Source organism: Burkholderia diffusa, assembly GCF_001718315.1.
GTDB lineage: Bacteria > Pseudomonadota > Gammaproteobacteria > Burkholderiales > Burkholderiaceae > Burkholderia > Burkholderia diffusa_B.
Genome location: NZ_CP013363.1, coordinates 2,605,438 through 2,619,120, shown reverse-complemented (window position 1 = coordinate 2,619,120; position 13,683 = coordinate 2,605,438). Strand labels below are relative to the sequence as shown.

14 protein-coding genes are annotated in these 13,683 nt (G+C 65.4%); 8 read left to right on the top strand and 6 right to left on the bottom strand.

Features of this window, described 5'->3' with window-relative positions:
• Positions 1-107: 107 nt before the first annotated feature.
• Together WI26_RS26790 and parA are read right to left on the bottom strand one after the other, a co-directional pair.
• A complete protein-coding gene (locus WI26_RS26790; protein ID WP_059508394.1) occupies positions 108-1,169 on the bottom strand; it encodes a ParB/RepB/Spo0J family partition protein in 1,062 nt (353 codons plus the stop codon).
• A gap of 23 nt (positions 1,170-1,192) precedes the next feature.
• Positions 1,193-1,855 (bottom strand): ParA family partition ATPase, encoded by a 663-nt coding sequence (parA, locus tag WI26_RS26785; protein ID WP_040138954.1) that lies wholly within the window; start codon positions 1,853-1,855, stop codon positions 1,193-1,195.
• A 912-nt stretch (positions 1,856-2,767) separates the two neighbouring features.
• Here parA and arsC point away from each other — a divergent pair.
• Positions 2,768-3,124: an arsenate reductase (glutaredoxin) gene (arsC, locus tag WI26_RS26780; protein ID WP_069227731.1), complete on the top strand. Its 357-nt coding sequence runs from the start codon at positions 2,768-2,770 to the stop codon at positions 3,122-3,124.
• Between the two features lie 291 nt (positions 3,125-3,415).
• Here arsC and WI26_RS31875 read toward each other — a convergent pair whose 3' ends face one another.
• A complete protein-coding gene (locus WI26_RS31875; protein WP_081334363.1) occupies positions 3,416-3,655 on the bottom strand; it encodes a zf-HC2 domain-containing protein in 240 nt (79 codons plus the stop codon).
• A complete protein-coding gene (locus WI26_RS26775; protein ID WP_069227730.1) occupies positions 3,636-4,232 on the bottom strand; it encodes an RNA polymerase factor sigma-70 in 597 nt (198 codons plus the stop codon). The genes WI26_RS31875 and WI26_RS26775 overlap by 20 nt, the downstream gene beginning before the upstream one ends.
• A gap of 374 nt (positions 4,233-4,606) precedes the next feature.
• Between WI26_RS26775 and WI26_RS26770 the strand changes: the two genes are divergently transcribed.
• Positions 4,607-5,161: an NADPH-dependent FMN reductase gene (locus tag WI26_RS26770; RefSeq protein WP_069227729.1), complete on the top strand. Its 555-nt coding sequence runs from the start codon at positions 4,607-4,609 to the stop codon at positions 5,159-5,161.
• Between the two features lie 46 nt (positions 5,162-5,207).
• On the opposite strand, the gene WI26_RS26765 is transcribed toward WI26_RS26770, so the two are convergent.
• Positions 5,208-7,451 carry a hybrid sensor histidine kinase/response regulator gene (locus tag WI26_RS26765; RefSeq protein ID WP_069227728.1) on the bottom strand — a complete coding sequence of 748 codons (2,244 nt, stop codon included), beginning with the start codon at positions 7,449-7,451 and terminating at the stop codon, positions 5,208-5,210.
• 466 nt (positions 7,452-7,917) lie between these two features.
• Between WI26_RS26765 and WI26_RS26760 the strand changes: the two genes are divergently transcribed.
• Genes WI26_RS26760 through WI26_RS26750 form a run of 3 tightly spaced genes read left to right on the top strand, consistent with a single transcriptional unit; the run spans position 7,918 to position 9,852 of the window.
• Entirely contained in the window at positions 7,918-8,286 is a 369-nt protein-coding gene (locus WI26_RS26760; protein ID WP_040138947.1) for a response regulator, read from the top strand.
• Positions 8,279-8,905, top strand: coding sequence for a chemotaxis protein CheC (locus WI26_RS26755; protein WP_059467387.1), 627 nt, complete (start codon positions 8,279-8,281; stop codon positions 8,903-8,905). The genes WI26_RS26760 and WI26_RS26755 overlap by 8 nt, the downstream gene beginning before the upstream one ends.
• Positions 8,902-9,852, top strand: coding sequence for a GGDEF domain-containing protein (locus tag WI26_RS26750; protein WP_059467386.1), 951 nt, complete (start codon positions 8,902-8,904; stop codon positions 9,850-9,852). The genes WI26_RS26755 and WI26_RS26750 overlap by 4 nt, the downstream gene beginning before the upstream one ends.
• A gap of 38 nt (positions 9,853-9,890) precedes the next feature.
• Here WI26_RS26750 and WI26_RS26745 read toward each other — a convergent pair whose 3' ends face one another.
• Positions 9,891-10,775, bottom strand: a complete 885-nt coding sequence (locus WI26_RS26745; RefSeq protein ID WP_069227727.1) for an alpha/beta fold hydrolase — start codon at positions 10,773-10,775, stop codon at positions 9,891-9,893.
• Between the two features lie 206 nt (positions 10,776-10,981).
• On the opposite strand from WI26_RS26745, the gene WI26_RS26740 reads away from it, so the two are divergent.
• From WI26_RS26740 to hpnE, 3 genes are all read left to right on the top strand, one after another.
• The gene (locus WI26_RS26740; protein WP_069227726.1) at positions 10,982-11,314 is read left to right on the top strand and encodes a hypothetical protein; all 333 of its coding nucleotides are present in this window, start codon (positions 10,982-10,984) and stop codon (positions 11,312-11,314) included.
• A 257-nt stretch (positions 11,315-11,571) separates the two neighbouring features.
• Entirely contained in the window at positions 11,572-12,420 is an 849-nt protein-coding gene (gene hpnD / locus WI26_RS26735) for a presqualene diphosphate synthase HpnD (protein WP_059538792.1), read from the top strand.
• 4 nt (positions 12,421-12,424) lie between these two features.
• Positions 12,425-13,678 (top strand): hydroxysqualene dehydroxylase HpnE, encoded by a 1,254-nt coding sequence (hpnE, locus tag WI26_RS26730; RefSeq protein WP_069227725.1) that lies wholly within the window; start codon positions 12,425-12,427, stop codon positions 13,676-13,678.
• Positions 13,679-13,683: the final 5 nt, after the last annotated feature.

The window sequence follows — 13,683 nt, the reverse complement described above, 5'->3', positions numbered from 1 at the left end:
GGCCCGTTCAGGCCCCTTCGACGGGCCGGCCCCTTCGACGGGCCGTCGCCGGCCGCCCGCCCATTTGGCGGGCCCGGCGCCTTGCCAGGCCCTGCCAGCCGTTTCCATCACTCCGACAACAGCATCCGCTCGAGCTGCTCGAGGATTGCGTCGCGCTTGTCCTTCGGGAGGCCGCGCAGGCGCAGTTCGATGCGGTCTTCGCCATACGACTTCAGGTCGCCGACCGACTTGCCGCCAAGCTTGATCTCGAGACGCTGCGCATAGCGCTGACGGCCGGCCGGCTTCGGCGTTTCCTGCGCCGCGACGCGACCCTTGACGATGTCCGACACCTGGCGCGTGCTGAGATCGTCGGACACGATCTTGTTGATCAGTCGCAGCGTCGCCTCGGTGCCGCGCGCATTGTGATAACGACCGACCTGATACGCCATGTTCGAACCGAAACGATCGGGGCGCGCGACCATCTCCTGCATCACGCTTTCCGGCAGCTTGCCGATCGACAGCGCAACCGCGACCGTTGACTCGTCGAGGCCGAGATGTTCGGACAGTTCCTTCTGGCTCTGGAAATGTTTTTCGTCGAGGAAGCGACGCCACACGACGGCATTGTCGAACACCGTCTGCGAATCGCGTTGTACGTTCAGGTCGTAGCCGAGCTTGTAGCTCTGGATTCCGATCGGCACGTCGATCACGATCGCCTTCACCGACTCCTTGTTCGCTTCCTTCAACGCACGCACGCGACGGCCGCCATCGCTGACGAAATACGAACCCGGATTGTCGTAGTCCGGAATCACGTGGATTGCCTGCTGTTGCCCTTGCTTCGCGAGGTTGACTGCGAGCTCGGCAATCGACGACTTCAGATAGAAGTGTCGCGGATTGAACGGGCTATGCTTGATCGCCTTTAGCGACAACTCGATCACCTGGCCGGGCGCATAGCGGTTCTCGAGGCGCCATGCGCGATATTGCGGCGACTCGTCGGTCGATGGATCGAGCAGGACGTCCGGAACGGGCGGCGGGGCGATGTCCTTCTTGGCGGACTTCGTCGGGGTCGGCGTGGCCGTCTCGGACTTGACGATGCCATCGATGGCGTTGAGCCGATCAAGCGCCGTGCGCTTCTCGCTCGTCGTGATATCCGGGCGCGCTTGGAATCCTTTTGCAAATTGGGAGGGTTTCATGCGACTCCTTTATGCGCATAAAGTCAGGGCAGCATGGCGACGATTTCGTCGGCACATGCTCGGATTTCCGCAGCGGCCAGCTTGGCGCCGCGATCGTTCATCTGCAGCACGGTCTGACCGAGCGCCATCGCCTGCTTGTACGCTTCCCGGGTCGGGATTTGCGTTTTCAGCAACGGGAAGCCGAGTTCCTCGAGCGCGCGCTTGAGTTCTCGGGTCAGCATGCGCTTCTCTTCGGTCTTGTTCAGCAGGAAGACCGCGCGAAGGTCTTCGTTCATCACCTGAGCCTGCTGGATCAGCTTGACCAGCCCCACGCTCGACCAGTAATCAGCCGGCGACGACGAAGTCGGGATCACGGCGATCGATGCGGCCAGCAGCACGACGCCGGAGACCTTCTCGGTGATCGACGGCGGGCAATCGACGACGATGATGTCGTAGTCATTGATGAACTTCTTGATTTCGCGATGGATCTGGCCGCCGGCTTCGGCGAGGTTGACGACCGGGAACGGGATGCCGGCGTCGCTGTCACCGGATGCGCTCGACCAGTGAACCAGCGTGTTTTGACCGTCGGCGTCGATGACGAGGACGCGCTTGCCTTTCTCATGGAATGCCGCGCCGAGGTGCATGGCAATCGTGCTTTTGCCAACGCCACCTTTTTGTTGAGTGACTGCAATGATTTCCGCGGCCAATTTTCACTCCTGTTTTTGGTCGTTGGAATTCTACAGGACGATATTTATATTTCAATGAAATTGTCGTTCGACAACGACGCGTTAGCCGTTTGGGCTATCGGTTTATGCGCATAAACGAATGGCGGATACCGGATGGCTGGCGCGGGCGGACGCGAGATTGCTGCGTTGGATGATGAGCGGAGATTGTCGTGACGACAGGCGGTTTCGGTCTCGCACTCGCACGCTGAGCGGCGCAATGTATCGGTGCTGCCCTTTCGCTCGTTGAAGGGGAACTGCCTTGGTGTCGGGGAGTTTGTGCGCATAAACTTCCGCGCTGCCGGAAAGCACCGACGAGTCTGCGTCCTCACTCGAGCATGCTCGCCGATGACGAATGCCGCGCGGCTCAGACCGATACGACGCGATACGTGCCATGTCTCGTGACGAATCGCACTGGCAGTGCTCCCCCACTGTGTTTATGCGCATAAACCGTCGAGAGGCTCGGCAGTTGTTAGCGGTCGCACGGCTGGCAAGCGTGCGTAAAGACGAACTCTACGGCGATGCCCCAGATGCCATCGCATATTGCGCTGATCGTTCGGGGCATCGAAGTGCCCGGGCCGACCGCGATATCAGCGCGCACCTCGCGCTGGATACGCCACGGCTTTATGCGCATAAAGCCAGCGACGGACACATGCGGTCGCTCGGCGCCGGCGCATGCAACGCTGCATGATGATGAGTCATCCCCTGAGCTAGTCGCCAACGAAGAAGGTGCCGGAAATCGACTATGCAGCGCACTTTATGCGCATAAACACATCAAGCGGGCTGAGTGTTTTCCGCACGCTACATCGAGGCCTCAACACCCGTGTCCCCACACCGCGCCGAAACACCCGTAACCAGACTGGCTACAATACGGGCCTTTCCCATTCAGGCCGAACGATGATAACGATCTACCACAACCCCCGCTGCTCGAAGTCCCGTGAGACGCTCGCACTGGTCGAGGCGCTGAACACAACCGGCACGCCGGTGAGCGTCGTCGAGTACCTGAAGACGCCGCCGACGGTCGAAGAACTGGAAGCGCTGCATCGTCAACTTGGGCGCCCGGTGCGCGACATGCTTCGCGACGGCGAGGAGCCGTACAAGACGCTGGATCTGGCCCGTGCGGATCTGACGGACGCCGAGGCCTACGCAGCGATTGCGGCGCATCCGATTTTGCTGCAGCGTCCGATCGTCGTGTATCGGGGCAAGGCAGCCATCGGTCGCCCGCCCGAGTCGGTGCGGGCACTGTTCGAATAATTCTAATTCGGCGTATTTTTCTTATCGAATCATCCCGGCGCGAGCGCGCCGGGATTGACCGACAGAATTCGCAACCGCGCACGACTTCCGACGCCACGCAGCGGACAATCCGTACTCGACTCGCCCGCCCTGCGAGCCGTCTCCAGCGTCGACCCTACGACGCCAACCGGCACCATCAACCGGCACCATCAACCGGCACCATCAACCGGCACCATCAACCGGCACCATCAACCGGCACCATCAACCGGCACCATCAACCGCGACGCCAAACCACAGACCGACGTCGGTAACTCAGCCCTTCCTCGCGTCGCCCGACGACTCGTCCCGATCACCACCCGCTTCATCCGCTACCTCCCGTCCCGCCGCAGCATGCGCTGCCGTCCGCAGCAGCGCGATCTGCCCGCGATATGCGCGGCAACCGCTGCAAGTCGGCAGATGCACGTGCACCTGCATGCGCTCATGAAGCGTCAACGCTCGGTCGAGCGCATCCGACAGCAGTCGCGTCACGTCTCTACATTTCCCCGGCAGCATCTTCGGTCGTCAGTCCTTTTTCGCTGAGGCAGGTGCGCAGGCGCGTGCGCGCCCGATACAGCAGCACGCTGCAGTGATTCGTCGTCAACGTCAGTTCGCTGCAGATGTCGGCAATCTCGACGTCGAGGAATTCGCGCATCATGAACACGCGTCCGATGTGCTCCGGCAGATGATCGAGGCAGGCTTGGAACAGCGTCCAGAATTGCTGTTGCTGCAACAGCGTTTCGGGGCGCGCCCACGGGCGCGGCTTCGTGTGCGCGGCCCAGTGCCCGTTTTCCTTGAACAACTCGCGATCGAGTATGGATTCGCCGTCGAGTTCTGCATCGAGTGCAGACAGATTCACCGTCCGCTGCCGCGCGCGCAGCGTGTCGATCAGCTTGTTGCGCAGGATGCCGAACACCCAGGTCTTGTGGGCCGACCGTCCCGCGAACTCGCCCGCGTGCGTCCACGCAGCGGTCAGCGCTTCCTGCACGGCATCCTCGGCCGCATCGGCATCGCGCAACTGAAGTCGTGCGAAGCGCAACAGGTCGCGGCGTAGTTGCGCGAGATAGGCAGGGTCGTCGTATGCGGACGGCATGGTGGGTCGGAAGCCTTACGAAGCGGAGGCGATCGTGTGCGCGCCATCTGGCGGGCGCATCGCGGTGCGAGCAGCTTACTGGGCGAGACGCGGCGCTGCAACGGATGTTCCGTCACGAATTCACGAAGCCGGGCGGCCCGCTGCGCTATGCTTGCCGGAGCCCCGCGTCCACGCGTCATGAAATCGCGACGCGGGCGGTCTGTAACATCAGATCATAACGACCAAGTTATCCACAATTTCTGTGGAAAACCTTGTGGAAAGTCGGCCGGTCGGCCCCGTGGCGCGGTTCGCGGGCTGGCTTGCCTATAAACAGACCTTTGTCGCCTGTTCGGAATCAATCGATCCGATTCTTCACCTACCGGAAGGAGAAAGCCATGCCCTATCGTGTTGCAGTCGTCGTCGGCAGCCTGCGTCGCGGTTCCTGGAACCGCGCGCTCGCGCACGCCGCGATCTCGCTCGCTCCCACCGATTTCTCGTTCGAATTCGTCGAGATCGGAGAGCTGCCGCTGTACAGCCAGGACTACGACGCGGATTTTCCTGAGGTCGCGAAGCGCTTCAAGCAGTCGATTGAAGCCGCCGACGCGCTGCTGTTCGTCACGCCCGAATACAACCGCTCGATCCCGGGCGTGCTGAAGAATGCGCTCGACTGGGGTTCGCGCCCGTGGGGTCACAACTCATGGTCCGGCAAGCCCGGCGCCGTGCTCGGCACGTCGCCCGGCGCGGTCGGCACCGCGCTCGCGCAGCAGCATCTGCGCAACGTGCTCGCGTATCTCGACGTGAAAACGCTCGGGCAGCCGGAAATGTTCATCAAGCATGACCCGGCGCGCATCGACGACGAGGGGCGGATCGTCAGCGAAGACACCCGAAAGTTCCTGCAGGGCTTCGTCGACCGCTACGTCGACTGGGTGCGCGTGTTGAAGGCGGCTTGACCGCCGTTCCCCTCCCCGCCGCCGGCATCGGCCCGCACGCCGCGGGTCAGGCGCCGGCGTGCCGCGCATCGCGCGCTTCGCGGATGCCGAGCAGGATCTCGTCGAGCAGCGCGATGTCGAACGGCTTCGACAGCACGCGCACGTTGACGGTACGCGTGCGGTCGAGTTCCTCCGCGTATCCGGTGACCAGGATCACGGGCAGCTTCCCCGGCCGCTTGTCGATCGCTTCGGCGAGATCGATGCCGTTCAGGCGGCCCGGCATGTGGATATCCGAAATCACCAGATCGAATGCATCGTTCGCGGCCGCGCCTTCGATCAGTCGTAACGCGTCGTCGGCTGTGGGCGCGTACGTAACGCGGTGTCCGAGCAGCGTCAGCAGCGCTTCAGTGCCGGCCGCGACTTCGCTGTTGTCTTCGACCAGCAGCACATGCAGGCCCGTGAGCGCGCCCACGTCGTGCGAGACGGGCTGCGACCGCGCGACGATGTCCTCGGCGCGAGCGCGCGGCAGGTAAAGGCGCACCGACGTCCCGGCGCCGACCGCACTGTCGATCGTCGCGAGCCCGCCCGAGCGCTCGCAGAACGCGAACACCTGCGGCAGGCCGAGCCCCGTTCCCATCCCCTGCGCCTTCGTCGTGAACAGCGGCTCGAACGCGCGTGCGAGCACCTCGGGCGCCATGCCCGAGCCCGTATCGTCGAGCGAGATCTGCACGAAGTCGCCGATCAGCGGAAAGCCGTCCTCGCGGCGCAGCGTCACGTTGCGCGCACCGACCGTGAAGCGCCCGCCGACCGTCATCGCGTCGCGTGCGTTGACGGCGAGATTGATCACCGCGAGCTCCAGCTCCGCGACATCGACCCGGATCGGCCAGATGCCGGGGTCGATCGCGACGACCAGCGACGACTTCGAACCGAGCGACGTCTTCAGCAGTTCGCGGCACGTGCCAAGCCACTGGCCGACGTCGATCGTCTCGTTGTGCAGCGGCTGCTTGCGCGCGACGCCGAGCAACTGGCGCGTGAGTGACTGGCCGTTCTTCAGCGCGCGTTCGATCGCGCCGAGTTCCTTGTCGAGATGCTGGACGCCGCGTCGTCGCGCGATCTGCACGTTGCTCGAGATGATCATCAGCAGGTTGTTGAAGTCGTGCGCGACGCTGCCGACGAGATTGCCGAGCGCCTGCATCTTGCGCGACTGCCGGTATGCCGATTCGATCGAGCGCCGCATCGACGCTTCGGCCTGCCAGCGGTCCCAGGCCTCTTCCTCCGCCTTCAGCCGCTTCAGCGACAGCCAGATCACCGACCACAGCGCGATCGACGGCGCGAACATCGAGATGAACAGCACGCTCAGGTGTTCGTACCATTCATGCCAGATCGCGGAGGTGCGGTACGCGCACGTCACGTATACGGGATAACTGCCGACCTGGCGGTACGCGACGATCTCGCTGCTGGCGCCGTCGTGGCGCACGCGCACGACGCCCGCGCGCGGATCGTTGCGCACGTTGCCGAACGTGGCCGTGAGATCGGTGTGCGCGAGCGACGGCGGCGGCGGATACGACGCGATCACCGCGCCGTCGGAGCGCGCAAGCGCCATCGTCATCGGCGTGGCCGCGCCGCCGAGCAGGTCGCGGTAGAACGAATTGAAATACGATGACTTCAGTGCGATCGATACCATCCCGGCGAACGAACCGTCGCTGTGGCGGCGCGCGACGCCCGTGTTGAACACGGGGATATTCTCGAGCTTGAGCGGCCCCATCATCAGCTTCGAGATGTGTTCGATCACCTTGCCGTCGCGGATGCCGGCGAAGTCGTCGCGGTACGCGATCGACGCATAGGGCGCCGGATAGTAGAGGCTGTTCGCGAGCAGCATCCCGCTCGCACCGAAGATCGACACGGCGGCCACCTGCGGATAGCCGCCGCCGATCGTGTTCAGCGCTTCGTGGATGTCGGATTCCTGGCGGCGCACGGTGGCGTCGTCCATGTCCTGCACGAGGTCGACGATGCGCGCATCGAGCGTCTCGCTCAGGTCGAACACCTTGAGCGCATGCTCCTCGGCGACGCGCACGGTGCGCATCGTCACGTCGCTCGCCGCGGCCTCGCGTGCCTGCAGATCGTTGTACGCCATGACCGACACATAGATGCATGGCAGCACGATTGCCGCGACCAGCAGCACGATCAGCGTCACGCGCCGGACCGCGAAATCGTGCTCGGGTGCGCCGGACGCATAGTTGCCGTCGTCCTGCCAGTCGTCGGCGGGCGGTGAGGCGGGCGTGCGGGTGTCGGCGGGACGTTCGGACGTCATTGAGGGAGGCGGGCCAAGCGGAGATGTTCAATCATAAACGAGTTGCGCCCGCTCGCCGTGCCGGCGCACAGATGGGCAACCTGATGATTCCGACAGGGCGAAATGAAAGTTTGAAAACGCTATGAATCCGGCAGCGCAAACGTACACAAGGAAAAATTTTGCGTACTTATCTCAAAAATGGTCGGGGCTGTTTTCGGAATGCCGGGAGATCGAATCGATTCTGTTCGAAATGGTGAAAATGGCGAGTTGCACTACCTTCGGTTTACTCAGAGAATCGCGCCTTGCTTTCCCTATGACAGATATATGCGCCCGCCGGCGTTCGCGGCGCGGTGTGTCGCATGCCTCGCGCCGCGACGCCCGCGCGCGGCCGCACGGTGGTGCCCGCGCTTGATTGCATGGCGCCTCAAGAAGCGCGCCGCGCGGTCGTTAACGCGAGAGAGACCATTCCGTACACCGCTTCGCCGCCATGCCTTTGCCGATCGTGATCGCCGACGACTCCTTGCTCGCTCGCAAACTTCTGACAAAGGCACTGCCGGGAGACTGGGATGTCGACGTCGCGTATGCGGCGAATGGTCGTGAGGCTCTGGCGCTCTATCGTGACGGCAAAGCTTCCGTGATGTTTCTGGACCTGACGATGCCCGACATGAACGGCTATCAGGTGCTCGAGACACTGCGCCACGAAGATCTGAACACGTTCGTGATCGTGGTATCCGCCGATATTCAGCCGCAGGCGCAAGCACGCGTGCGCGAGCTGGGCGCGATCGCTTTCGTTGCCAAGCCCGTGACGTCGGAGGCGTTGCTGCCCATTCTCAAGGAGTATGGGTTGTATGCCTGAATCGGTGTTCACGGCGGAGCAACGCGATGCGTTGCAGGAGATCGCCAACCTCGCGATGGGCCGCGCCGCCGCACGGCTTGCGCTGCTGCTCGGGCATTTCATCGAGCTGTCGGTGCCGCGCGTGCGCGTCGTGAAGGCCGCCGATGCGGGCGATGCGCTGCGCGAAATGACGGGCATCCACGAGAACGTGACGGCCGTGCGCCAGGGATTCCGTTCCGACATCAAGGGCGAGGCGATCGTGCTGTGCCGCAGCGCGGGCGTCGCACGGCTCATGTCGCTGATGGACCGCACGTTCGGCGACGGCGTATACGCCGGCATGGCCACGCAGGACGAACTCGTGTTCGATGTCTCGAACGTGCTGATGAGCGCGTGCGTCGCGTCGATTCTCGACGAACTCGGCCGCAAGCCCGTGTTCTTCCCGCCGGGGCTGCTCGGCGCGAACGTGTCGTTCGACGACGTGTTCCAGCCGAATGCGCTCGCGTGGAGCGTCGCGCTGCTGCTCGAAGTGAACTTCGGCCTCGAGGATCACGCATTCCGCGCACATTTCGTCATGCTGATGGCCGAGGATTCGATCCGGCTGATGGGCGACGCGCTCGACGCATTGCTGTCCGCACTATGAACGCTACCCCGACCACCGCCGCAGCGTCGCTGAGCGACCTCGTGATCGAACGGGTGGGCTTCGGCCTGTTCGTGCTCGACCGCGCGATGAACGTGCTGATGTGGAATCGCTTCATGCAGGACCACAGCGGTATTCCGGCTGCCGACGTGATCGGCCGCAACCTGTTCGACCGCTTTCCGGAACTGCCGCGCGCATGGCTCGAACGCAAGCTCGAAAGCGTGTTCCAGCTCGGCAGTTTCGCGTTCAGCTCATGGGAGCAGCGGCCTTATCTGTTTCGCTTCGAGCACGACCGGCCGATCACCGGCGGCGTCGATTACATGCAGCAGGACTGCACGTTCATGCCGCTTACGCGCGGCCGCGAAGTCGAGGCGGTGTGCGTGACGATCTCGGACGTCACGCACGTGAGCGTGATGCAGCGCGAGCGCGAGGAGGCGGTCGCGAAGCTGCGCGAGCATGCGAATCGCGATGGCCTGACCGGCATCGCGAACCGGCGCTTCTTCGAAGCGCGGCTCAGCGACGAGTTCGCGCGCTGGCAGCGCTACGGCGGCGACCTGTCGGTGCTGCTGTTCGACCTCGACCACTTCAAGACGATCAACGACCGGTTCGGGCATGCGGCCGGCGATGCGGTATTGCGCGAGACGGCGCGCCGCGTTGCGTCGATCGTGCGCGCACAGGATACGTTCGGCCGCTTCGGCGGCGAGGAATTCGCGCTGCTGCTGCCATGCACGAATCTCGACGAGGCGATGCGCGTGGCCGACAAGGTGCGCGACGCGATCGGCAGCACGCCGGTCGACGCGGAAGGCGTCAGCGTGCCGGTGACGGCAAGCGTCGGCGGCGCCTGCGCGACGGCGGGCGCGGCGGCGTTCGACGCGCTCGTCAACGAAGCCGACACCGCGCTTTATCGCGCGAAGCGGCTCGGGCGCGATCGGTCGGTCGCCTACGCATAACCGCCGCGCCGCCGCTCCACGCGTGCGGTGCACGCCGTTCAGCTTTTCGCGATATCCGCGAGCACGCCGGCCAGCACGGCCGGCTGCGACACGAACGGCGAATGGCTGCTGTCGAGCTGGTGCACGTGCGTCGGGTTGCCAGGCACGAACGCGTCGGCTTCGTCGATGAAGCGCTGCTGCAGCGCGGGCAGGATCACGCGATCGGCCAGGCACTTGATGTAGTGACGATCGATCGCGCCCCAGCGCGCGGCGGTCGTCGGGATCGCGGTCGCAAACGGCGCGGCCGGCACGTCGCACGTCATCAGGTTCGCGACCGCGTCGAAGTCGGCCTGCGGCACGTCGTCGTACAGCGCGCGCTTCGCGAGCTGGCGATACGCGGCGTCGCCGCTGCGCGGATCGATCCGCAGCGCGCCGGCGACGCGCGGGCTCGCGAGCATCATCGGGCCCAGCATTTCCCCCTTGTTCTCGGGTGCACGCACGTAGTCGAGGCCCGGCACACCCGACGCGGGCATGAACGCCGCGAGATAGACGATCTTCGCGATCTTTTCCGGCGCGCGCTCCGCCGCGGCCGTGATCGCGAGGCCGCCCATGCTGTGGCCAACGAGCACCACCTTGCCGCGGCCCAGCGCGTATGCGTCGTCGACCGCCTGCATCACCTGCGTCGCGTAATCGTCGAGCGAGGTATTCGCGACCGGCGATGGCTCGGCGCCGAAGGCGTCCTCGTCGAGCGGCCGTTCGAGATAGGATGCGGGAAAGCGGGCATTGATGCCGTGCGCGGGGAGGTCGCGCGCGATCGACAGGTAGCCGCGCGCGGCCAGCGCGGCCGCGACGTGCGCATAGCACCACGCACCGTGCCACGCGCCGTGCACCAGCACGAAAACGGGATGGTCGGATTGTGCGGCGGCGGTTACGTTCGTCTCCATGGTGTCCGTGTCTTTTTCCAGAAAGGTGTTCATCTTAGACGAAGCCGCGCGCGTCCAAGCATGAACGCGCGGCCCACCCGTGTGCATGCTCGCACCGGCTGTCGCGATGAGGCGCTTTTGTCTCGTTCAGGCCACATTTTGTCCTGATCTGATTTGAATTTGCGCCGAAGCGCGCTAATTTGACGCTTTGCTACCGATTGCGCCCCATGAACGTCGACTATCTCTTCTACCGGCGGCCGGACAAGCCTGGCCCCTATTCGCTCGACGATCTTGGCGAGATCGCGCCGCCGATCGGCCCGAGCGACATGGTGCGCGCGGGAATCGCGCGTGTGTTCGAGCAGATCGACTGGCAGGAGTCGCCCGACGTGCCGGGCGCGTGGTTCGGCACCGGCGGCCCGTCGTTCCAGTTCACGGCGGAGCCCGATGGGCGTGTGACGAGCTTCATGGGCTCGCGCCTGGAACGCCGTTCGATGCTCCAGTTAACCCGCGAAATGGAACTCATCGCGCTCGATCTGCAGCGCGACATCGTCTACGGCTGACCAGCGGCGCGACGCCGTTCCCGTCGCGGCCGGCCACACCGGCCCGCCAGCCCTCGGGCGGCCCGCCGGGCGCGGCGTGTGTCCGCCATCGAACTTCAAAGATTGCTATACTTTCGCCCAATTCCGGCTTCCGGCCGGTAATTTGTGCCTGTCTGCGTCGATCGTTCGCATATCTCGCACGCATTTGACGCCCTGACCAACCCAGCCGGGCATGGCTTCTTCAATCGCCCCGCGTGGGTGTCTCCGTGGAGCTCGTCTTGGCCGTTTCCAATCTCGTCGTGGACGAACAAGAAACCGACGCCGCTGCCGTCACATCGGGCAGTTCTTTCTATCTGGCGATGCGCATCCTGCCGGCGGTGCAGCGCGACGCGATGTTCCAGGTCTACGCGTTTTGCCGCGCGGTCGACGACATCGCGGACAGCGACCTGCCGCGCGCCGAGCGCAACGCGGGCCTCGACCGCTGGCGCGCGGACATCGACGCGTGCTTCGCCGGCCAGCCGCCGCGCCATCTGATCGCGCTCGAGCGCGAGATCCGCGCATTCGACCTGAAGCGCGAGGACTTCCACGCGATGATCGACGGTATGGCGATGGACGCCGCCGAGGACATCTGCGCGCCGGACGAACCGACGCTCGACCTGTTCTGCGATCGCGTGGCGAGCGCGGCCGGTCGTCTGTCGGTGAGGATTTTCGGGATCCCGGAGGCGGAAGGCATCGAGCTGTCGCACCATCTCGGCCGCGCGCTGCAGCTGACGAACATCCTGCGCGACATCGACGATGACGCGGCGATCAATCGCTGCTACCTGCCGCGCGAGCTGCTGGCCCGCGAAGGCATCGCGATCACCGATCCGGCGACGATCGTGCGCGACCCGGCCTTGCCGCGCGTGTGCGCGACCCTCGTCGAACGCGCACTCGAGCACTTCCGCGCGGCGGACGCGGTGATGGACACCTGCACGCGTGCGCAGGTGAAGGCGCCGCGCATCATGTCGGGCGCATACCGCTGCATTTTGGACGCCGCGATCGCGCGCGGCTTCGCCGCCCCGCGCGCGCCGCTGCGCAAGCCGAAGGCGCGCATGCTGATGATCGCCGCGCGCTACGCGCTGTTCTGAGCCGATGCCCAGAACCGTCCACGTGATCGGTGCAGGACTCGCGGGCCTGTCGGCCGCCGTCGAGCTGCAACGCCGTGGGCGTCGCATCGTGCTGCACGACGCGCATGCGCATGCGGGCGGCCGCTGCCGCTCGTGGTTCGACGGGGCACTGAACACGACGCTCGACAGCGGGCTGCACCAGGTGTTCGCCGGGCAGTCCGCGACGCAGCGCTACCTGCGTGCGGTCGGCGCTGCCGATCAACTTGCGGGGCCCGCGCTGCCTGAATATCCGGTGGTCGACGTCGCGTCGCAGCAGCGCTGGACGCTGCGCTTCGGCAACGGGCGCTGGCCGTCGTGGCTGTTCGATGCCGCGTCGCGTGCGCCGGGCACCACGCCGCTCGACTATCTTGCGCTGGCGCCGCTCGCATTCGCGCGCACCGGCCGCTCGCTCGCACAGACGATGCGTTGCGACGGCGTGCTGTGGGATCGTTGGCTGCGGCCGTATTTCCTCGGGGTGCTGAACGTCGAACCGCGCCACGCGAGCGCGGAGCTCGCGCGCGCGGCGCTGCGCGACGCGTTTGCCGCGGGCGGCCCCGGATGGCGCCCGCTCGTCGCGCGCCACGGGCTCGGCAGCGCATTCGTCGAACCGGCGCTGCGGATGTTGCAGCACGGCGGCGCGCAGATCCGGCTGAACTCGCGGCTCGATGCGTTCGAATTCGGCGCGCACGGCAACGCGGTCGATGCGGTCGCGATCGGCGGCGAGCGCGTCGATCTCGCGCCGGGCGACGCGGTCGTGCTGGCCGTGCCGCCGGAGGTTGCGCAACCGCTCGTCCCGGACCTCGCCGCGCCCGACACGTTCAGCGCGGCCGTGACCGCGTATTTCGCGGTCGATACACCGGCCGGCAGCCCGCTGCAGACGAGCGTCGTCAACGGCGTCGTCGATGCGGTTCGCACCGGCGGCGGTCCGCTCGCGGCGACGATCCGCGACGCGGCCCGCTGGCTCGACATGCCGCGCGATGTGCTTGCGCGGCGCATCTGGGAAGACGTCGCGCGCGTGACGGGCGCGAACCCGGAAACCCTCCCCGCCTGGCAGCTCGTCGTCGAGCCGCGCGCGGGGTTTGCGGCGGTGCCGTCGCAGGAAATGAAACGTCCGGCCGTGCGTACGCGCTGGACCAATCTCGTGCTGGCGGGCGACTGGATTGCCACCGGCTTGCCCGCCACGATCGAGGGCGCGATCCGTTCCGGCCAGCTGGCCGCGGACGTGCTCCAGACACAATAAGAGAG